The organism is Mariniphaga sediminis, assembly GCF_003573545.1.
GTDB lineage: Bacteria > Bacteroidota > Bacteroidia > Bacteroidales > Prolixibacteraceae > Mariniphaga > Mariniphaga sediminis.
Genome location: NZ_QWET01000033.1, coordinates 1 through 21,259, shown reverse-complemented (window position 1 = coordinate 21,259; position 21,259 = coordinate 1). Strand labels below are relative to the sequence as shown.

13 protein-coding genes are annotated in these 21,259 nt (G+C 42.7%); 11 read left to right on the top strand and 2 right to left on the bottom strand.

Features of this window, described 5'->3' with window-relative positions; all coding sequences use genetic code 11:
* The 6 genes from D1164_RS22750 to D1164_RS22725 all read left to right on the top strand — a co-directional run bounded on the left by D1164_RS22750 (position 1) and on the right by D1164_RS22725 (position 8,544).
* Positions 1-1,950: a heparinase II/III domain-containing protein gene (locus tag D1164_RS22750; RefSeq protein WP_119352216.1), complete on the top strand. Its 1,950-nt coding sequence runs from the start codon at positions 1-3 to the stop codon at positions 1,948-1,950.
* A gap of 20 nt (positions 1,951-1,970) precedes the next feature.
* The gene (locus tag D1164_RS22745) at positions 1,971-2,636 is read left to right on the top strand and encodes a lysoplasmalogenase family protein (RefSeq protein ID WP_119352215.1); all 666 of its coding nucleotides are present in this window, start codon (positions 1,971-1,973) and stop codon (positions 2,634-2,636) included.
* Positions 2,637-2,722: 86 nt separating this feature from the next.
* Entirely contained in the window at positions 2,723-3,580 is an 858-nt protein-coding gene (locus tag D1164_RS22740; protein ID WP_119352214.1) for a glycerophosphodiester phosphodiesterase, read from the top strand.
* 96 nt (positions 3,581-3,676) lie between these two features.
* Positions 3,677-4,648 (top strand): glycoside hydrolase family protein, encoded by a 972-nt coding sequence (locus D1164_RS22735; RefSeq protein ID WP_147372270.1) that lies wholly within the window; start codon positions 3,677-3,679, stop codon positions 4,646-4,648.
* Positions 4,649-4,680: 32 nt separating this feature from the next.
* On the top strand, positions 4,681-5,946 hold the full coding sequence (locus tag D1164_RS22730) for a ComEC/Rec2 family competence protein (RefSeq protein ID WP_172594598.1): 1,266 nt from the start codon (positions 4,681-4,683) through the stop codon (positions 5,944-5,946).
* A gap of 159 nt (positions 5,947-6,105) precedes the next feature.
* Positions 6,106-8,544, top strand: a complete 2,439-nt coding sequence (locus D1164_RS22725; RefSeq protein WP_119352211.1) for a rhamnogalacturonan lyase family protein — start codon at positions 6,106-6,108, stop codon at positions 8,542-8,544.
* 13 nt (positions 8,545-8,557) lie between these two features.
* Here the strand turns inward: D1164_RS22725 and mnmE are convergent, their stop codons facing one another.
* A complete protein-coding gene (gene mnmE, locus D1164_RS22720; protein ID WP_119352210.1) occupies positions 8,558-9,955 on the bottom strand; it encodes a tRNA uridine-5-carboxymethylaminomethyl(34) synthesis GTPase MnmE in 1,398 nt (465 codons plus the stop codon).
* Between the two features lie 163 nt (positions 9,956-10,118).
* Here mnmE and D1164_RS22715 point away from each other — a divergent pair, with 163 nt between their 5' ends.
* The 3 genes from D1164_RS22715 to D1164_RS22705 all read left to right on the top strand — a co-directional run bounded on the left by D1164_RS22715 (position 10,119) and on the right by D1164_RS22705 (position 13,733).
* Entirely contained in the window at positions 10,119-10,856 is a 738-nt protein-coding gene (locus D1164_RS22715; protein WP_119352209.1) for an SIR2 family NAD-dependent protein deacylase, read from the top strand.
* A gap of 34 nt (positions 10,857-10,890) precedes the next feature.
* Positions 10,891-11,637, top strand: coding sequence for a 3-oxoacyl-[acyl-carrier-protein] reductase (fabG, locus tag D1164_RS22710; protein WP_119352208.1), 747 nt, complete (start codon positions 10,891-10,893; stop codon positions 11,635-11,637).
* A 188-nt stretch (positions 11,638-11,825) separates the two neighbouring features.
* A complete protein-coding gene (locus D1164_RS22705) occupies positions 11,826-13,733 on the top strand; it encodes a SpoIIE family protein phosphatase (RefSeq protein ID WP_119352207.1) in 1,908 nt (635 codons plus the stop codon).
* Positions 13,734-13,774: 41 nt separating this feature from the next.
* On the opposite strand, the gene D1164_RS22700 is transcribed toward D1164_RS22705, so the two are convergent.
* Positions 13,775-16,306, bottom strand: coding sequence for an ATP-dependent Clp protease ATP-binding subunit (locus D1164_RS22700; RefSeq protein ID WP_119352206.1), 2,532 nt, complete (start codon positions 16,304-16,306; stop codon positions 13,775-13,777).
* 262 nt (positions 16,307-16,568) lie between these two features.
* Between D1164_RS22700 and gyrA the strand changes: the two genes are divergently transcribed.
* Both gyrA and D1164_RS22690 read left to right on the top strand, forming a co-directional pair.
* The gene (gyrA, locus tag D1164_RS22695; protein WP_119352205.1) at positions 16,569-19,115 is read left to right on the top strand and encodes a DNA gyrase subunit A; all 2,547 of its coding nucleotides are present in this window, start codon (positions 16,569-16,571) and stop codon (positions 19,113-19,115) included.
* Between the two features lie 148 nt (positions 19,116-19,263).
* Positions 19,264-20,442 carry a tetratricopeptide repeat protein gene (locus D1164_RS22690; RefSeq protein WP_119352204.1) on the top strand — a complete coding sequence of 393 codons (1,179 nt, stop codon included), beginning with the start codon at positions 19,264-19,266 and terminating at the stop codon, positions 20,440-20,442.
* The last annotated feature ends 817 nt before the right edge of the window (positions 20,443-21,259 follow it).

Genomic DNA, 21,259 nt, shown 5'->3' with positions numbered 1-21,259 from the left:
ATGGTTTTAAAATACTACGTGAAGGCTTTTTCCCTTTTTACAACCATCTTGTTGAATGTAACTGTACTGGCAGGCACTTATACTCCACGTAATATTCTTTACCAAAAAAGTCAGGAAGTAGATCTGGCCGGGAAAATTGCGCTGGATGACTCCTGGGTACAACTGCCTTCATATACCGATCGCTCTTTTTGGTCTGAAATTCCTGAAAATCTGAAAGACAGTTACATTAAAAGAGCCGAACAATATTTCGATTACAACTGGCCCTCTGTTAAAGCAACTGACTATTTGGAGTTTATACGCTCCGGAGACCGTCGTCAGGAAATATTTGGCGCCCCCAAAAGTGCTTTGGTTTCGCTAATAATGGGCGAATTAATGGAAGGGGAGGGGCGCTTTCTTGACCAAATCATAAACGGGGTGTGGTTTTACTGCGAACAGGGCTGGTGGGGCTGGTCTGCCCATATGTATCTGCAAAAAGCCCCCATTGGATTACCCGATGTGGAAGATCATACCATTGATTTGAATGTGGGAGACATGGCCAATATTCTTTCGTGGGCCTGGTATTTTTTCCACGAAGAGTTTGACAAAGTGCATCCGTTAATATCAAAACGGTTAAAAGATGAACTAACGGAAAAGGTTATTGACCCCTACCTTGAACGTGCCGATTTTTGGTGGATGGGCATTGAGGATCAGTCGCATATAAATAACTGGAATCCCTGGATAAATTATAATATGCTGAACTGTATCATGCTGATAGAAGATGATGCCGGCAGAAAAATGAAGGGGGTACAAAAAATTATTCGCTCGTTGGATGTTTTTATAAACAGCTATCCGGATGACGGCGCCTGCAATGAGGGGCCGCAGTACTGGGGCGCTGCAAGTGCCGACCTTTTTAAGAGCCTGAGTTTATTAAAAAGAATGAGCGGGGGACTTCTGGATATTTTCGATAACACGTTGATTAAAAACATGGGGAGCTACATTTACAAAGTGTATATCCATTATCCGTATTTTGTAAATTTTGGCGATGCTGATGCCAAAACATCAAGCAGTCCTTTGGTAATTTACTTGTACGGAAAGGCTATCGGAGATACTACCATGCAAAAATTTGGTGCTTTTCTGGCCCGGGAAAGCAGCTGGGGAACGGGGCCTTTTGGCGGGGACCCGGGAATGCAGATTTACAGCCTGATGAAAAGGGATGAGTTATTGTCATCTGAAGCGTCGGAGCCGTTGATTGGTCACTTTTGGCTTCCCGATACAGAACAGGCCGGCGCCAGAGATAACGAGGGAACATACAGCGGTTTTTATTTTGCGGCGAAAGGTGGTTTTAACGCTGAAAGCCATAATCATAACGATGCCGGTTCTTTTGTTATGTATTACAACGGCCAACCGGTTTTAATCGATGTTGGCAGGGAAAAATATACCGCAAAAACATTTGGCTCCGGGAGATATAAAATATGGGCCATGCAATCCCAATACCATAACCTTCCCCGGATTAACGGAGTGGATCAGTCGCCCGGAAAAGACTTTAAGGTGTACAACACAACCTTTCAGAATCATAAAAACCGGGCTGTTTTTTCTACAGATATTTCATCTGCATATCCCAAAGAAGCAGCGGTCGGTTCATGGATTAGAACATATACACTGGAAAAAGGCCATGCTTTCAAAATTACCGATCAATATAAATTACTCGCGGTAAAAGACGAGGCTACCTCACTCAATTTTATGACTTGCTTTCAGGCCAGTATAAAAAAGCCGGGGATAATCCAACTGGAAAAAGGAAATACACAGCTTTCTCTTCATTACGATGAAACACTTCTGGAGCCTAAACTGGAGTTTATTGAAGTGACCGATGAAAAGTTGAAACAATACTGGCCCGATGGGCTTTCGCGCCTTGTTTTTAAATTGAAAAGTAAAAAGTTAAGTGGAAAAACGACCATTAAAATTTCGGAATGATGAATTAAATCTAAATAACTATGAACAATCATTTTATGAATAGCAAATGGCTTTATGCTTTCCTTTTGGCGCCGGTTATTTCGGCCGTTCTTGCATTGCTCCATTTCGGCTTCGTTTTTAAATCGGGTACAGCCGGTTTCGGAATAGTAATCCTGCTGATTTTATATTTTGACAGGCTGAAGCAGGCGAAGGATGTTTTGCTGATTATGGCCGCATTCTTGTTTTCTATTGTGGGAGACTGGTTTTTATCGAATATGAATGGAGATGCCGGTATGTTCATTTTCGGAATCGTTTTTTTCTTTTTCGCCCATATTGGATATTTTCTGTTTGCTTTGATGAACGGAAGAATGAAAAGGATATTTACCTTCATTCTTCTTGCCGGGTATTTGTTGTTTTTTGCCATGAAATTATATCCCAACATCGACAACACAACACTCATGTGGTCGGCATTGATTTACCTGGTTATTTCCTGTCTTTCCCTGGGAGCGGCGGTGGGACTCCGGGGTAGTCCGGTCGCCAAATGGGCCTATGTTTTTGGTATCTTTTTGATACTGTTTTCCGATACGATTATTGCGTATAAAGAATTTGTTGGTTATAACGAGCTTAACTACCTCATTTTACCAACCTATTACCTCGCGCATATTGCTATCGTTTTTTCAATCATAAAAAAACGTATAACGGAATAGGAAGGAAGCCCGGAAATAATCGAAGTACTAAAAATATATTCTTTGCCTGAATAATGTTTAATTTGTTGAATTAAAGCCAGAAACGAATGAAAACGATACTGTTTGTCATTTTAATAAGTTTTCTCCCTGCATTCTGTTTTTCACAAGCAGAAGCCGAAAAAAAATCATTATCAAAAATCAGGCTTCCGGAAAGGGGGCTTTGCGCCCATCGGGGAGCGATGAAAACCCATCCGGAAAATACACTTTCGGCTTTTAAGGCTGCCATTGAAGCAGGAGCTCACATGATTGAATTTGATGTGCAGCTGACAAAGGATAACCAGATGGTTGTCATTCATGACGGCACAGTGGACAGAACGACCAACGGTACCGGGAAAGTGTCGGATTTGACATTCGCTGAAATAAGAACGTTGGATGCAGGAGGTTGGAAATCACCTGATTTTAAAGGAGAACAAATTCCTACGCTTGACGAAACGTTAAATATAATGCCCTACAATATCTGGCTGAACATACATATAAAAGGAGACGGGGATATGGGGCTGCGAATAGCAAAAGTACTGGCTGAAAAAAAACGGCTGCACCAGGCTTTTCTGGCTTGTGGCGCCAAAGCGGCAGAAATGGCCCGAAAGGAAGTCCCGGAGATATTGATATGCAATATGGAAAGACAGGCATCCAATTGGGACTATGTGAAGGGAACAATGGATATGAATGCAGACTTCATTCAGCTGCGCGGGGAAATTGTACCGGAATTTGCTGAATTTAACCGCACGCTAAAAAGAAGCGGGATTCGCATAAATTATTTCGGGACTGACTCCCCGGAAGAAATGAAGAGGCTGTTTGATTACGGAGTTGATTTTCCTCTGGTGAACGATATTGTACATGCCGTAAAAGTGGTAAAAGTATTAAATATTACCCCCGTGAATCCCAACTTTCGGTTGGAGGATTGATAACAGACTGTGTCTATTATTATGTTGACAGATAAATATTTATGTTGTATATTGGAAGACTTCTGAGGAAGCCTTGGAAAATCATAATTTTATAAGATGAAAAACCTAAAACTACTTAGTCTCATTATGCTCACTGGCATGATTACATTTTATGCGTGTGAAAACAGGAAGGCTCCGACCGATGCAGACGGACGCCCGCTCATTGTAAAAACCGGGACCATAGATTGTGATCTGGTGGAAACCACCCCGGTGGTATTTAAAGATAAAGTGTATCGTTTTGAATATGTCAGGCCGAGGTACTGGAATAATCCCACCGGCGATTCCTATTTCAGGTTTGTTGACCATAAAACCGGGGAAAAAACCGATTCGTTTGCGAAAGGATTTCACCTGGGGAGTGCCTATGTTTACAATGATTCTGTTTATGTAACTGCCGTTGACATTTGGGATGGAGAGCGTGTATTTATTTTTACATCCGGTGACTTAAAAAACTGGAATCGTCGTTTAGCTTTTGAGCTTCCCGGCTACGGTATTTTTAATACTTCGATGACCAAAGCAGAAAACAAGTTCGTTTTAATGTTTGAAATTGGAAAGCCGGAAGCTTTGTCGGGTGTGCGGTTTACCGCCCTTTTTGCAACGTCACCTGATTTGCTGGAGTGGGAAATCCTTTCGCCGGATCATAATTATGCGAAGGATCGGTACACGGCTCCCCACTGTTTGCGCTATCTGGATGGCTGGTATTACAATTTCTTTCTGGAAGCCCATAATGGCTATGAAATGCGGGTTGTGCGCTCAAAAGATTTGATTCAGTGGGAGCCCAGCCCGTTAAATCCGGTTTTAAAAGTTTCGGCAGAAGATAAACAGATTGCACATGAAAGTTTACCGGATACATTGATTCAAAGAATAGCAGAAGCCGAAAACCGAAATAACTCCGACCTTGATTTTTGTGAATACAACGGGCAACTGGTTATAAACTATTCCTGGGGCAACCAACGGGGAGCAGAATTTCTGGCTGAAGCCGTTTATGAAGGAACGATGGAACAATTTCTCAGGGGATGGTTTCCTGAGTAGAGCATAAAGAAAAACTTTAAAAGATGTCTAAAATGCAAAAAGCTCAATATTTATTTTCGTTAAAGAAGGTTTGTTTGCAAGTATTTCTGATAAGCATGTTTTGGGGAATATCTTATTCCGGGGTTGCACAGCCAAAGGTCGGGGAGGCACTTCCGGGCTGGACAGAAGGTAGCCTCGATATTCACCACATTAATACAGGGAAAGGGGAGGCGTCGTTTTTTATTCTTCCTGATGGCACAACAATGCTGGTTGATGCCGGTGCAACCAATCGTCCAAAGCCGCGCGTAACAGATGCAAAACCGGATGACAGCCGCACCCCCGGGGAGTGGATTTCGCGGTATGTTTTGCATTTTTTACAGGATGCACCCCGCGAAAAGCTGGACTACATTTTTCTGACTCATTTTCATGACGACCACATGGGAACACGTTCTTCGGAAAAGAAATCATTGGTGGGCGGCGATTATTCTCTGACAGGGATCACCGAAGTGGGGGAGAACGTACCTTTTGGTAAAATTATCGACCGCGCCTGGCCCGAATACAACTGGCCTTCGCCCCATGCGGCTGAGTACATTGAAAATTATATCCGTTTTGTGAAGTGGCAGGAGGCCAACGAAGGGATTAGTGCCGAACAGTTCCGGGTAGGCCGGAATGATCAGTTTGTTTTGGTCAACCAACCAGCGAAATATTCCAATTTCGAAATAAGAAATATTGCAGCCAACGGCCATGTCTGGACCGGGGTTGGGAATAATACGCGAAACCATTTTCCGCCGCTGGAAAGCCTGGAACCTTCAGAATATCCGGGAGAAAACAAACTAAGTTGCGCTTTCCGTTTGTCATACGGCGCATTCGACTATTTTAACGGAGGCGATATTACTACCGGCGCTGCGGGCTCCTGGCAAGACATTGAAACACCTGTGGGACTGGTTACCGGTCCGGTGGATGTATGTGTGGCCAATCACCACGCTTATTACGATGCCATGGGAGTTCCTTTTCTGCAGGCTGTAAGGCCGCGCATCCATATTATCCAGAGTTGGGCGCCCAGTCATCCTTCTCCTTCAGTCATTGCCCGGATGATGTCAACATGGACGTATCCCGGTCCGCGAGATGCCTTTTCCACGAATATTATGGAATCGACCCATACTGTTATCGGGTCGCGTATTGATGATATGAAAAGCAGACAGGGGCACATTGTGATTCGCGTTGCTCCGGGAGGAAACAGCTACATGATTTATATCCTCGACGATTCAGCAGAAAGTTTCAGGGTAACAGGCATACACGGGCCCTATTCTTCTAACTAATAGAAAGACGACTAAATAGATAAAAATAGATAGTTGAATAATTGATTCTGTCGGAAAAAATAGAGGAACAATATATCTGCTAAAGGAAAAAGTAAAGTACTTGCCCTGACAATTCGGGGGAAAAAGTATTTTTTTAAAATAATATGAAAATCTAAAACTATGAAAAGCCTGATGAAGTTACAATTTATTCTCGCCCTGGCGCTGACCACTTTTTCGTGTAATAAAGGTTTGGATTCACAGCAGGAAAGTTCTGACAGCCCGGTTCATCAGGGATTTGTTTTTGTTGAAGGAGGAACTTTTCAAAGCGGGGATGTGGAGACAGAATCTTTTCGCCCCGAGGTTCGTGTAAATGATTTTGAAATATTGGATCACCCGGTAACCAACGCGGAGTACAAAAAATTTACCGATGCAACCGGGTTTAATGTCCCACTGCACTGGAAGGACGGACAGATTCCTGCGGGAAAGGAAGATTACCCCGTAGTTTTGGTGAACCGTTTCGATGTGGATGAATATTTGAAATGGCTTTCAGAAAAAGACGGCAGGGTTTATCGTTTGCCTAAAACCATGGAATTTGAGTATGCTTCGAGAGGCGGCCTGACAGGGAAATTATACCCCTGGGGGGATGAAGATCCGGCAGGTCAGGCAAATTTTGACCCTAGTGGTGACCGGGAATTTGATAAATGGCAGGATTATCTTCAACCCGCTAAATCGGGTTCCCCTAATGGTTATGGGTTGTACCAGATGGCTGGAAATGTCTGGCATTTAACGGTAAACCTGCTGGATCCGGCGACGACGCTTTATAAGTACAGGATGACCAACATACCTACACTGGAGGGAAGCCGGATGGGGGGCTCGTGGGCGAGGAGCAAAGAGTATTTACGTTGTGGCAACCGCTCTGAGTTGTCATCTGGTATTCGTCATCCGGATGTTGGGTTCCGGCCCATTCGTGAGCCGGAGGGAGAGAACTGGCAAATCAAGCCGCGCCGGTTATCTGCTGTGAACGGTGAAAAAGGAGAGGTGCTTTTGAGTTGGGCACTCCTGACAGGAGATACAGAAGATGTGCGTTTTAATGTGTACCGCGCCGATTCGAGAAATCATTCGGGGTTCAGAATCAATTCAGTACCTGTTACCGGTTCTTCTACTTTTTCAGATAAAAACATTGAAAAAGGGAAAAGATACCATTATTATATCCAGGAAGTGGATAAAAACGGAAAGGAAGGGCAGCGAAGCAACTGGATGGGAATAACCGTGGGAGAGGAGTTGCCTTCAGTGGTTGCCACTTTCTGTCCGGTTACCCAGGGAAATGGTTTGGCACCTGTTTTTGGTGACTTGAACGGAGATGGTTTTTTGGATTGTGTTATACGTCTCCGAAACGGAAACGGGGAGATGTCGCAGGATCCCGGGGTACCTGTTCAGTTGGAGGCTTTTTCATCCTTTGGACGCTCCTTGTGGCGAAAAGATGTCAGCCACCATGAATATTGTTATGGAAGCGCCAACAATGTTCCTTTCAACGTTTGGGACATGGACGGAGACGGGAAAGCCGAAATAATTACCCGCTACCAGGAAGGCGATTCGGTATATGTTTGTATTCTCGACGGAATGACGGGTAACGTTAAAAACAAAACTCCCTGGCCGGAAATGGCCACGGATAACCAGCGGTCTTCTACCCGCATTCATCTTTCAATAGGTTATCTGGATGGCGTTCATCCGGCAGTAATTACCCAAACAGGACTTTACGAGAATGAGGTTTTTGTTGCCTTTGATGCCCATCTTCAAAAAATGTGGCAGTACAATAGTTTTGCCGAGACCAACGGTAGCGGCGGGCATACCATTGAAGTTGCGGATGTGGACGGTGATGGAAAGCAGGAGGTATTTGACGGGACAACCTGCCTGAATCATGATGGCACTCTCCGGTGGTCCATTTACCGGCAGCATCCCGATAAAATTTCAATTCACGATTTTCTTCCTGAACGTCCGGGATTGGAAGTGTATTTTGTGGTTGAATCAAATGCCCATGCCGGAGTGTACATGGTAGATGCAAATTCGGGAGAAGTTATTTGGAAAATCAACCGGGAAGATGATCCCCGCTGGACACACGCGCATGTGGGATGGGCTTCCGATATTTGGGAAGGTTCGCCGGGGATTGAGTGCATGTCGAACCGCGCCGGTCATTCGGATCATAACTATGTGCTTTTTTCTGCCACAGGGGAAATGATTACAGAGCCATTTCCCGGGTACCACCCCGTTGAATGGGATGGTAGCCCGGCAAGGGAACTGCTCATTGGCAACGGCAGCCGGATTGCAAAATTTAATGGGAAAGAGGTGGTTGAAATTCAAGGTTCTCAGCCTAATTCTATTCCTGGCACCGGTTTTAAGATGGTTGCCGACCTGTACGGTGATTTTCGGGATGAGTTGGTTGTGCAAAAAACAGGTGAAAACGGAATGCCCTGTATTTTAGTTTTAAGCTCCACGGAGTCGATCGATAAAAGATATATCTCACCCGCTGAAAATCTTGACTACCGGCTCTGGCTTTCCCGGAATATGGGAGGAGGATATTCTTCTGTCTATTATCAGGAGCTTGAAGGTCTGTCCCAATAGAAAAGAATTTCTTTTACTTCCCGATGCAGAAATTTTTGAAAATATGCCCCAAAACTTCGTGGGTAGTGATTTCACCGGTGATTTCACCCAAATAATGCAGGCATTCGCGGATGTCCTGCGACAGAAAGTCGCCGGTGATGCCGGTGTCCAGTCCATTCAAAACGCGTTCAATGGCTTCGTGGGCGTTTTTTAATATTTCGTAGTGGCGGGCGTTGGAAACAATTACATCTTCCTGTCCTAAAGCATCTGTGTTCACTGCGTGGGTCATTAAATCGACAAGCGACTCAAAATTGCGTTTTTCTTTAGCCGAAAGGAAAACCCGTTTTTCATTTTCCTGAAGTTCAAGATTATCCAATTGTTGAATGGTTTCCGGTTTTCCAGTATCTATTTTATTGGCCACAATGATAAGATGCTGGCCGGTCGTGATTCGCTTCCGTATTTTGCCAATCCGTTCTTTTACAACAGGGTAGGGGTTTAGTGTGTCAACAACCAGTAAAACAATGGTCGCTTCACTCAGTTTATGGTAAGTGCGTTCAATGCCCAGGGACTCAATGTGGTCCACTGTTTCACGCAGACCGGCAGTGTCAAAAAACCGGAAAGCAGTCCCATGAATATTTACCACATCCTCGATAACGTCGCGTGTGGTCCCGTGAATATCTGAAACAATGGCTTTGTCTTCGTTGAGCAGGGCGTTCAGTAAGGTGGATTTTCCCACATTCGTCTCACCCACAATAGCCACAGGAATACCATTTTTGATGGCATTCCCTAATTGAAACGAATTTTTTAGTTTCCGCAACAGCTCTTCCACTTTTACCGCCAGTTTTCGTAATTCCGACCGATTGGCAAATTCCACGTCTTCTTCTGCAAAGTCAAGCTCCAGTTCTACCATGGCTGTAAAGTGGAGCAACTGATCGCGCAGTTCATTAATTTCTTTGGAAAATCCGCCGCGCATTTGGTTCAGGGCCAGCTTGTGGGCTGCTGCGCTCGAAGAAGCTATTACGTCGGCAACAGCCTCCGCCTGCGATAAATCCATTTTACCATTCAAAAATGCCCGTTGGGTAAATTCTCCGGCACGGGCCAGCCGGGCGCCGTTTTCAACCAAAACCTCCAAAATTTTTTGCTGAATGAACAACGAACCATGACAGGAAATTTCCACAATATCCTCACCTGTAAATGAATGCGGACGGCGGAACAGTGCTGCCACTGCTTCGTCAATCACTTCGCCATTATTAATAATTTGTCCGAAATGCAGCGTATTGGCAAGCTGTTCTGCCAGCTTTTTCTTTTTGTTCGGACTGCGAAATATTTTATCGGCGATGGAAATAGCCTCACTTCCCGAAAGCCGGATAACGGCAATTGCCCCGGTACCGGGAGAGGTGGAAATGGCACATATTGTTGACTGATCGAGCATAATCGATTACTTTTTTGCAAAGATATGCCATTTATTTTGATTAGTTTTAGCACTCGTTGAATACAAATTGGCTGATGGCTTTTACAGGAAAAGCTTGCATGATAAATATGAAGAGGAGTCATCCGGGAATTGGATTCAACCTCACTAAAAAGACACAATCGATATGGACTCACAGATAAAAGAAACGGCGAAGATCATCCGGGAATCGAAATTTACAATAGCGTTTACTGGCGCCGGAATTTCAGTCGAGAGCGGTGTCCCTCCTTTTCGCGGCGAGCATGGGCTGTGGAATAAGTATAACCCCGAGATACTCGATTTGGGGTATTACCATGAAAATCCGGAAAAGTGCTGGCTTTTTATCCGCGAAATATTTTATGACTTTTTTGCAAATGCCCATCCAAATAAAGCACATAAAGTGCTGGCCCATTTGGAGCAGAGTGGCCTTTTACATTCGGTAGTTACTCAAAATATCGACAACCTTCACCAGGAAGCAGGAAGTAAAAATGTATATGAATTTCATGGTAACTCGAAACGGTTAAAGTGCCTCAAATGTGGAAAAGTCTTTGATGCAAGTGAAATCGACTTTGAGCATATTCCTCCCAGGTGTGACGAGGACGGCGAAATATTGAAACCTGACTTTATCTTTTTCGGAGAGGGAATTCCGACGGCGGCATTTGAAAATGCCTTTGCGGATGCTGAAAAATGTGACGTGTGTATTATTGTCGGGTCAACAGGTGAAGTAACACCAGCCTCGTTTGTTCCGCGTGCAGCCAAGCAAAATGGAGCCACTATCATTGAAATTAATCCCGAGAAAACTCTGTTCACCGGACAAGTTACCGACATCCATCTGATGGGCAAAGCCACCGTAATTTTAGAAAAATTAGAAAACCAGTTATTCTGAAAAAGCTATATTTGCGCAACAAAAAACAATTAAGATGAATTTACTTGAAGGAAAAACAGCTATTGTTACCGGCGCTTCCAGGGGAATTGGAAAAGCCATTGCACTGAAATTTGCACAGGAAGGTTGCAATGTAGCCTTTACTGATCTTTTCGAAGATGAGAATATGAAAGCCACTGAGGCTGAACTGAAGGCGTTGGGCGTGGAAGCCAAAGGCTATGCATCAGATGCCAGTAAATTAGACGATACTGAAAAAGTGGTAACCCAGATAGTGAATGATTTTGGGCGGATTGATGTGCTGGTAAATAATGCCGGTATCACCAAAGATACGCTGCTCATGCGCATGACAGAAGAACAGTGGGATGCCGTTATTAATGTAAACCTGAAATCCGTTTTCAATTTTACAAAAGCGGCGCAAAAAACAATGTTAAAACAACGTTCCGGGTCCATCATCAACCTGAGTTCGGTGGTAGGTGTTAGTGGAAATGCGGGGCAATCAAACTATTCAGCATCCAAAGCTGGAATTATTGGTTTTACCAAGTCTATCGCACGCGAACTGGGCTCACGGGGAATTCGTTCTAATGCCATCGCACCCGGATTTATTATTACTGAGATGACAGCTAAAATACCTGAAGATGCCCGCAAAGAATGGGAAGCATCCATCCCGCTCAAACGAGGTGGAACTCCCGAAGAAGTTGCCGGAGTCGCCACTTTCCTGGCTTCCGACCTTTCATCGTATGTGAGCGGTCAGGTAATTCAGGTTTGTGGAGCCATGAATACATAACCGTATTATTATGTAGAAACTCCCGGGCACAAACTATTGAAAAATAATAATGATGCCGAAGTAAAATGACAGCTCCCGGAATTTGCCGGGAGGTTTTACTTTTATGAAAAGGAATTGATTTCTTCCCTTATACATTTATTTTAAAAATTATTCCTTAAATTGTATTTTGGCATTAAGGGAGAAAGGGAATGTTTAACAAATCGATTGCATATCGTTTAAGTTTTTTTATATCGCTGGCTGTAATAAGTGTGTTTATTACCTTTATTGCTGCCAGTTTTTTATTTAACAGGTCATTACTTCGCAATAATATTGAAAACAGGGCCATCACCCTGAGCTCAGAAGTAAATAAACTGGTAAACCGGGATATTGTTACAACCAGAGAGGTTTCGACAAATATAGCCGAGCAGATTCTTTATTACAGCTCGAACGGAGATGCTGAAAAATTACTTTCGTGGGTGATGGAAAAATATTCTTTTCTGAATGCCATTCATATACAAATTGATTCCATTGTTCCACTCTCTCATAATTATCTCTTTCTGTTCCGGGAAGCAGACAGCCTGGTGTTTAAACAAAGCGACCACCCCGCCTTTTTTTGTCAGATAGAAAAAGAACTATTTGACAAAATCGAGGATAAAACAATTCCCGGATGGACCAAGCCTTACAAATGCGATGAACAGGGAGATATGGTGATCGCTTGTTATATCCCGGTCTGGTTCTATCCCGAAGGAAAGAGTCGGGTTTTTGCCGGGCATGTTATCACGGAATTGTCGCTGACCGACCTGAACGATGCCCTTAACCAGCTAAAAATAGGAAAACGTGGTTATGCCTTTTTAATTAATAAAGAGGGAGATTATATTACGCATCCAAACGAGGAGTGGATTCTAAAACAGGATGTGTATTCTCTTCCATCCAAATCCCTTGACAAACGAAAAATTGACCTCCATGATATTTTATCCAATGAAAGAAGCGGTTCGGCCATTGTATATCCTGAAATTCTTCATTTTGAAAAAAGTTGGGTGTACTATGCACCTGTTGATGAAATTCAGTGGTTTTTGATTTTTGTAATGCCTTATCGCGAGCTCTTTTACGAACTTTACCTGGTTACTTTCCGGATGCTTATTTTTGCGTTAGCCGGAATTATTGTTATCTTTTTTATTATCAGCTATATTACAAAAAAATTAATCGAGCCGCTTAGTGATGTTACGTCGAGACTAACAACGCTGAGCAGCCCGCCTGTAAGGGAAGGTTTGTCGAATACGCGCAACGAAGTGAAGCAGGTTTCCGATACACTTGAATACCTGAAAGCCTGGTTTGAAAAATACCGGATTGCCCGTGAAGAGGAAGAGTTGAGTAGCTTGAGGCGGAAGCAGGATTTACAGCAGGCTTCTGAAATTCAGGGAAGTCTGATTAAAACAAATTTCCCGGCTTTCCCTGACAGAAACGATGTTGACCTGTATGCTATCTACAAGCCAGCCAGGGTTGTGAGCGGCGATTTATTTGATTATTTTTTTATCGATGAAAATAACCTGGTATTTACCATTGGTGATGTTTCAGGAAAAGGAATTCCTGCCGCCATTTTTATGAGTGTTGCTCAAACTATCATCAAAAATAATTCAACATTCAAAAAGGCGAAAAATATAGTAAAAAAGGCAAATATTGAGTTGTGCACAAGCAACCAGAACCAGTTTTTCCTGACACTTTTTCTTGGTGTGATGAACCTGAAAAAGGGCGAACTAACCTTTTGCAATGCAGCCCATAATTTTCCCTATATTTTAAAGCCGGATGGGAAAATTGTAGAGTTAAAGCACACACACGGGTTGCCTTTGGGGCTTTATCCCGAAAAAACGTATAATGATACTCGGATAAAACTGGAAATGGGAGATACGCTCATTCTTTATACTGACGGTATTACGGAATTACAAAATGAGCAGAAAGTACATTTTGGGAATGAACGGTTCAAAGAAAATATACGAAAACTGGAAGGCCTTCCGCCGGCTGAAATAGTTCACCGCCTTGATCAAAAACTGGAGTTTTTTAGAGGCAATTCACCGCAAGCAGATGATATATGCTTATTTGTAATTAAATACAACGCATAATAAAAAAAATGGCTGCCTTTTTAAGACAGCCATTTTATTTATTAGTTTTTACTTAACTCTTTCTTGTTGGATAATATCCTGATTAACAGTTTTCCGTTCTTTTTGTCAAACCCGACAGAAATGGTATCGCCATCCGTGATGGATGCTTTAATAATAATTTCAGCCATTTCATCTTCGAGGTATTTCTGAATAGCCCTCTTCAAAGGCCGGGCGCCAAACTGTGGATCGTATCCCTTTTCAGCCAGAAAATCTTTTGCTGCAGGTGAAATTTTCAGCTTATAATTCAGTGCTTCCACCCGGCTGTAAAGATCTTTAATCTCAATATCGATGATCTGGTGAATATCCTTTTTATCCAGTTGATTAAACATGACAACATCATCAATTCTATTTAAGAATTCAGGGGCGAACGCTTTTTTAAGTGCCTTCTGGATAACGTACTTCGCATGCTCGTTATCTGACTCAGGAGTCTGATTAACTGTAAACCCAACACCACGACCAAAATCCTTTAATTGGCGCGTACCAATGTTGGATGTCATGATGATTATGGTATTTTTAAAGTCCACATTTCTTCCCAAACTGTCGGTCAAACGTCCCTCGTCCAGCAACTGAAGGAGTATATGGAAAACATCGGGGTGTGCTTTTTCCATCTCGTCAAGCAACACAACCGAATACGGTTTCCTTCTTACTTTTTCGGTGAGTTGGCCTCCTTCTTCATATCCCACGTATCCGGGAGGCGCTCCAATCAATCGTGAAACGGAGAATTTTTCCATGTATTCACTCATATCGATGCGAATAAGTGAATCGAGGCTGTCAAACAGGTAAGTTGCCAGTACCTTTGCAAGCTGTGTTTTTCCCACGCCTGTAGGTCCCAGGAAAATAAACGAACCGATGGGGCGGTTGGGATCCTTGAGACCGGCACGGTTTCTCTGGATGGCTTTTACAATTTTTTGAATCGCCTCTTCCTGTCCGATTACTTTTGTCTTCAGATCTTTTGCCATATTCATCAGACGCTTGCCTTCTGCCTGTGCAATTCTCTGCACCGGAACACCTGACATCATGGCAACCACTTCCGCCACTTTTTCTTCATCAACTGTTTCCCTATGGTTGACCAGCTCTTTTTCCCATGCTTCTTTTTCTTTATCCAGCAGTAACAGGAGATTTTTTTCTTTATCCCTGAAGTTAGCAGCCAGTTCAAAGTTTTGACTCTTTACTGCCGCTATTTTTTCTTCTTTCGTTTGTTCTATTTTTTCTTCCAGTTTTACAATGCGGTCGGGTACATTAATATTAGAGATATGCACCCGCGATCCTGCTTCATCCAGCGCATCAATGGCTTTATCCGGCAAATAACGGTCGGAAATATAGCGGGCCGTGAGTTTTACACAGGCTTCCAGCGCTTCCGGCGTGTAAATCACATTGTGATGATCTTCGTAACGACTTTTTATATTATTCAGAATTTCAATGGTTTCATCTACCGAAGTAGGTTCTACCATTACTTTTTGAAACCGGCGTTCCAGCGCACCATCTTTTTCAATGTGCTGCCTGTATTCATCCAGGGTTGTGGCCCCGATACACTGAATATCCCCCCGTGCCAAAGCAGGTTTTAGCATGTTGGCTGCGTCAAGCGAACCGGTTGCCCCTCCTGCGCCCACAATAGTATGAATCTCGTCAATGAACAGAATTACATTATTTACTTTGGTCAGTTCATTCAAAATGGCTTTCATGCGTTCTTCAAACTGGCCACGGTATTTAGTTCCTGCGACAATGGATGCAATGTCAAGGCTTACCACCCTTTTATCAAAAAGGATACGGGAAACTTTTTTCCCAACAATCCGCAGTGCCAGGCCTTCGGCAATAGCCGATTTACCTACTCCCGGCTCACCAATCAGAATCGGATTGTTCTTCTTCCGGCGGCTTAATATCTGTGCCAACCGTTCAATTTCCCTCTCGCGCCCGACGATGGGGTCGAGGTTATTTTCTTCGGCAAGCTTGGTGATATCGATACCAAAGTTGTCCAGCACCGGTGTATCTGATTTCGGAGTGGAGGGTCCCTTTTTAGCTCCCTGTCCGCCACCCGAACCACGGGAGAATGCCCCGGCCGGTTCATCATCTTCACTGTCGGGAAAATCAGAACGTGCTTCCGGAGTTTTGTAATCTTTCAGTTGTGATTTTACGATATAGTAATTGACACCAAACTCAACCAAAAGCTGAGTCACAATATTATCATTGTCCTTCAGAATGGCCAGGAGAAGGTGACCGCTGTTAGCCTTGGCACTTTTAAACCAGCGGGCCTCAAGATAAACAAGTTTGAGTGTTTTTTCGGTCGATTTCAGCATCATTAAATCCTCCTTGCCATTAATGGGCTTGTCGGTTTTAACTTTCTTTTCGATCAGATGCTTAATATCTGCCAGGTTAACACCCAAATTTTCCAGAATGTCGGTTGCTATTCCTTCACCATCCCTCAAAATGCCGAGGAAGAGATGCTCCTGCCCGATGTAATCGTTTCCAAGCCTGATGGCCTCTTCACGACTATAACCTATAATATCCTTTATTCTTGGAGAAAACTGAGAATCCATATTTTATAATAAATTTTACCTATATAAACAAAAACTATTCCTAATAGTTTGAACTACTAAATTACTTAAAATCCCGGTGCAAAATTAATAAACCGTCAGGAAGTTTTTAAGGAATAACCGGTCAATCTGAATTATTGACAGTTAATTTGTTAATATCTTATCTTCGCACTTTCATTAAATCAGCCTAGTTATATGTCCTTTTGACAGATGATTTTACTATTTTTGTGGGGCTTTAAAAAGAAAAATTTAAAGGAGAAGAATAATGAGTGATGGAGAAAGAATAATTAGGATAAACATCGAGGAGCAAATGAAATCTGCTTACATCGATTACTCGATGTCTGTCATTGTTTCACGTGCGTTACCTGATGTAAGGGATGGGTTTAAACCGGTACACCGCAGGGTACTTTACGGAATGTACGATTTAGGAATCCTGTCGAACAGGTCATATAAAAAATCAGCAAGAATTGTAGGGGAAGTATTGGGTAAATACCACCCCCATGGCGATTCTTCCGTTTATTTTACCATGGTGAGGATGGCGCAGACATGGTCTCTGCGTTACCCCTTAATCGACGGGCAGGGTAACTTTGGTTCTGTTGACGGCGACAGCCCGGCAGCCATGCGTTACACGGAGGCCAGAATGGCAAAAATTGCTGAAGAGACCCTGGCAGACCTTGACAAAAACACGGTGGATTTCCAACCCAACTTCGATGAATCGTTGACAGAACCTACCGTATTGCCTACCCGGATTCCCCAGCTTCTTATAAACGGATCTTCCGGTATTGCCGTTGGGATGGCGACCAATATGCCGCCACACAACCTTACCGATTCCGTAGATGCCATTATTGCATACATAGATAATACTGACATTGAAATGGAGGAACTCATTGGAATCATAAAAGCGCCGGATTTTCCTACCGGTGGAATTATTTACGGTTACCAGGGAGTAAAAGAATCTTATGAAACAGGGCGGGGGAGGATTGTCCTTCGTGGAAAAGCTCACATTGAAAATGAAGGAAACCGGGAAAAAATAATTGTTACTGAAATCCCTTACCTGGTGAATCGGGCTGAAATGATTCAGCGAACTGCCGATTTGGTGAACGAAAAGAAAATAGAAGGCATCTCCAATGTAAATGATGAATCGGGCAGGGGAGGGATGCGCGTGGTGTACGATTTGAAAAGGGATGCCATGAGCAACGTGGTGTTGAATAAACTATATAAATACACCGCTTTGCAAACCACCTTCAATGTAAATAATATTGCATTGGTGAAGGGAAGGCCTAAAATGCTGAACCTGAAAGATCTGATAAGGCATTTTGTTGACCATCGCCACGAGGTGGTAACCCGTCGTACCCAGTATGAACTCGATCAGGCTGAAAAACGTGCACATATTCTGGAAGGACTTATTATTGCCAGCGACAATATTGATGAAGTAATTGCTATTATAAGGGGATCATCTACCCCGGATGAAGCAAGGGAAAAGCTGATAGAACGTTTCGGGCTGACGGAAGTGCAGTCGAGGGCGATTGTAGATATGCGCCTGAGGCAGCTAACAGGTCTGGAGCAAGACAAGCTGCGCAAGGAGTTTGACGAGATTATGCAACAAATCGAATATTTCAAAAAAGTGCTTTCTGATATTTCCCTTCGTATGGATATAATTAAGGATGAGCTACTTGAAATTAAAGATAAGTTTGGCGACGAACGACGTACCGAAATAGTTCCCAATGCGGAAGAGTTTAACCCGGAAGATTTTTATGCCGATGAAGACATGGTGATTACCATTTCGCACCTTGGCTATATTAAACGTACGCCGCTCACCGAGTTCCGTACCCAGGGAAGGGGAGGAGTTGGTTCAAAAGGAGGGACCACCCGCGATGAAGACTTCCTGGAACAGATTTTTATTGCTTCCATGCACAATACCCTGCTGCTTTTTACCGAGCAGGGCAGGTGTTATTGGCTGAAAGTATACCAGATTCCTGAAGGAACAAGGGCTTCAAAAGGAAGGGCCATTCAGAATATCCTTAATATCGGTACCGAAGATAAAGTGCTTACCTTTATTAAAGTAAAAACACTTTCTGACGCAGATTTCATCAACAATAATTATATCCTTTTTGCCACTAAAAAAGGAATGATTAAAAAGACTTCGCTTGAAGCGTATTCAAGACCGCGCCAGAACGGGGTAAATGCCATAACTATCAGGGAAGACGACGAGTTGCTGGAAGCAAGGCTCACCAACGGAGAGAGTGAAATTATGCTGGCGGTGCGCTCGGGCAAGGCTATCCGGTTTAATGAAACAAAAGTGCGGCCCATGGGACGTACGGCTTCAGGCGTAAGGGGAATTACCCTTGCAAACGAAAAGGATGAAGTGATCGGTATGGTTTGTTTGCTGAACGGCAATGAGGAAGATATTCTGGTAATCTCAGAAAATGGTTACGGAAAGCGCTCTGTAATAGATGATTACCGGGTTACAAACAGGGGAGGAAAAGGAGTAAAAACCCTTAATGTAACAGAAAAAACCGGTAATTTAATTGCCATAAAAAGTGTATCGGACGAAAATGATCTGATGATTATTACCCAGAACGGGCTTACCATTCGCCTCGCTGTCAACTCGATTTCATTATTACGCCGTGCTACTCAGGGAGTAAGGCTCATTAATCTGAAGGATGAAGATTCTATTGCTTCTGTAGCAAGAATTGTAAATGAATCAGCAGAGGAAGAAGTAATGGATGAAATTGTTGAACCTGATGAAAATGCCCCGGATGAAAGCGAAAACGGGGGTGAGGATGTTGAAAATAACTTAGAACAAGAATAAATTGATGAATATTTTTCTTAGATTTTTGAAATAAATTCTAATTCGTAATACTTTTGTATAAATAATTGAAAATTGATAGTGGCGAACCCGTCTGGCCATATAGTGCAGGGTTCCACTTTTTACCATTGAAAATTAAAATTATAGAAACATGAAAAAGACGATTATTCTGTTGAATCTGGCACTTGTAATTATCCTTGTAGCTTGCTCACCCAGGACAAAGGTTACCAGTTCCCAAAGCTTGAAGGATGCTGGAAAACTGAAGGAAGCGCTTGCCACTATTAAAGAGGCTATCGATCCAACCAATGAAAAAGCGGAGAAAACGCTTGAATGGCCACGTACCTGGGAAGTAAGGGGTGAAATTTACCAGGCCATATATCAGTCAGAGGACGAAAGTGTAAAAGCGCTTGCCGAGGACCCGTTGACCGAAGCGTTTAACTCTTATAAAAAGGCCCTTGATTTGGATGAACAAGGAAGATTTGGTAACAGCGTGAAAGTTAAACTTACCCTTTTGACAAACGATCTTACCAACCAGGCGGTGGAAGCATTTAATAAAGAAGATTATCCTACAGCACTCAGATCGTTTGAGCAAATACTTGGTATTCAGGATATTGATATAATTAAAAAGGATAATCCCGATGCAGTTGACACGGTTATAATTTTTAATGCCGGACTTGCAGCCTACAATGCTGAAAACTATGATAAAGCAATAGAATACTACAAAGAAGCAGCAAAATACAGCTACAACGGCGCAAGAACGTACAGCCTGATTTCCAATGCTTATCAGTTGAAAGAAGATACATTAGGTGCGTTGCAAGCCTTGCAGGAAGGTTTCGAGAAATACCCTGAAGATAATACAATCCTTACCAGCATGATTCAGATTTACCTGGATATGGACAAAACCGAAGATGCCATGAAGTATCTGGATATGGCCATTGCTCAGGATCCGGGAAATGCAACTTTCTACTTTGCACAGGGTACGCTTTACGAAAAACTGGAAAAAAACGAAGAAGCTATTAAAGCGTACGAAAAAGCTATTGAAGCAGATAATACCTCTTTTAATTCTTATTATAATCTGGGAGCACTTTATTATAATGAAGGTGTACAGCAGATTGAAGTAGCCAATTCTGTTCCAACAAGCAATAACGAGGCTTATGAAAAAGAATTGAAAAAAGCGGATGAATGGTTCAAAAAGGCACTGCCATACATGGAAAAATGCCATGAAATCAAACCAGATGACAACATGACGATGGAGTCGCTCAAAAATTTGTATTACCGGTTGAAGGACATGGACAACTACAACAAAATGCTTGAAAGGTTAGGACAATAAAATATATTAAAAAAAAGGAGTGATTTTTCACTCCTTTTTTTTAAAGATGTTTTATTTAACTTAATATCAATTATAGGACAAACGTATTTATTTAATATTTGGTAGCACTTCACAAAATACGTCCAGCTCTGCTGGTTTGCATAAAATCAGTTATCGCGGCTGATAAGTCCGATAACGGTAAAGATTTTATGTAAAAGTGTATACATTGTTCTTGGCAAAATTTTTTCCTATAATTCAATATTATGTCTGCGCTCGTGCCTCGCTTGCTTTCACTAATCCGCTCAGGTAAATAAAACGCACCACCAGACGACGCTTTTTAATTGTGCTAATCAGAATAACTGTGCTAAAAAATATTTTTATGCGATTCTCAGAGAGTTTACTTTTCGTGCTTCTCAGGATGGTTTTTCCTATAATTCGACACTATATTAAATAGCCGCGCGGCTGTCGCACTTGTCCAACGCACACCAGCCGCACATCTATGAATACAAAATCCATTGCTAAAAAGTTTTTCTGTAGAGCATTCCAAATTGATGCTTTGTGCTGAATGATCGCAACAGTACAACAATTTTTAGATGTGTTTTATTTAACATAATTGGAATGTAGGCAAAAATTGTTGCACACTTGCTTTGTTCGGTTCTCCAAAGATTTTAGATTATTTGTCCTCGTGCCGGACTGGCATTTACTTTTCTTCTATTATATAACTAATTCGCACATCGCTATAAATCAATATGTTATTACGCTACTTTTTTTAGCTTTTCCAGTTGTTTTTCTAAATTTTTTATACGTTTTTCTCTCCACTTAACCTGGTCACTTAACG

Coding starts and splice junctions, on each gene's coding strand:
- mnmE (WP_119352210.1), bottom strand. CDS start 9,955: ATGCTCGATCAGTCAACAATATGTGCCATTTCCACCTCTCCCGGTACC.
- D1164_RS22725 (WP_119352211.1), top strand. CDS start 6,106: ATGAAAAGCCTGATGAAGTTACAATTTATTCTCGCCCTGGCGCTGACC.
- D1164_RS22740 (WP_119352214.1), top strand. CDS start 2,723: ATGAAAACGATACTGTTTGTCATTTTAATAAGTTTTCTCCCTGCATTC.
- D1164_RS22705 (WP_119352207.1), top strand. CDS start 11,826: ATGTTTAACAAATCGATTGCATATCGTTTAAGTTTTTTTATATCGCTG.
- D1164_RS22715 (WP_119352209.1), top strand. CDS start 10,119: ATGGACTCACAGATAAAAGAAACGGCGAAGATCATCCGGGAATCGAAA.
- D1164_RS22735 (WP_147372270.1), top strand. CDS start 3,677: ATGAAAAACCTAAAACTACTTAGTCTCATTATGCTCACTGGCATGATT.
- D1164_RS22730 (WP_172594598.1), top strand. CDS start 4,681: ATGCAAAAAGCTCAATATTTATTTTCGTTAAAGAAGGTTTGTTTGCAA.
- fabG (WP_119352208.1), top strand. CDS start 10,891: ATGAATTTACTTGAAGGAAAAACAGCTATTGTTACCGGCGCTTCCAGG.
- D1164_RS22745 (WP_119352215.1), top strand. CDS start 1,971: ATGAACAATCATTTTATGAATAGCAAATGGCTTTATGCTTTCCTTTTG.
- D1164_RS22700 (WP_119352206.1), bottom strand. CDS start 16,306: ATGGATTCTCAGTTTTCTCCAAGAATAAAGGATATTATAGGTTATAGT.
- D1164_RS22750 (WP_119352216.1), top strand. CDS start 1: ATGGTTTTAAAATACTACGTGAAGGCTTTTTCCCTTTTTACAACCATC.
- D1164_RS22690 (WP_119352204.1), top strand. CDS start 19,264: ATGAAAAAGACGATTATTCTGTTGAATCTGGCACTTGTAATTATCCTT.
- gyrA (WP_119352205.1), top strand. CDS start 16,569: ATGAGTGATGGAGAAAGAATAATTAGGATAAACATCGAGGAGCAAATG.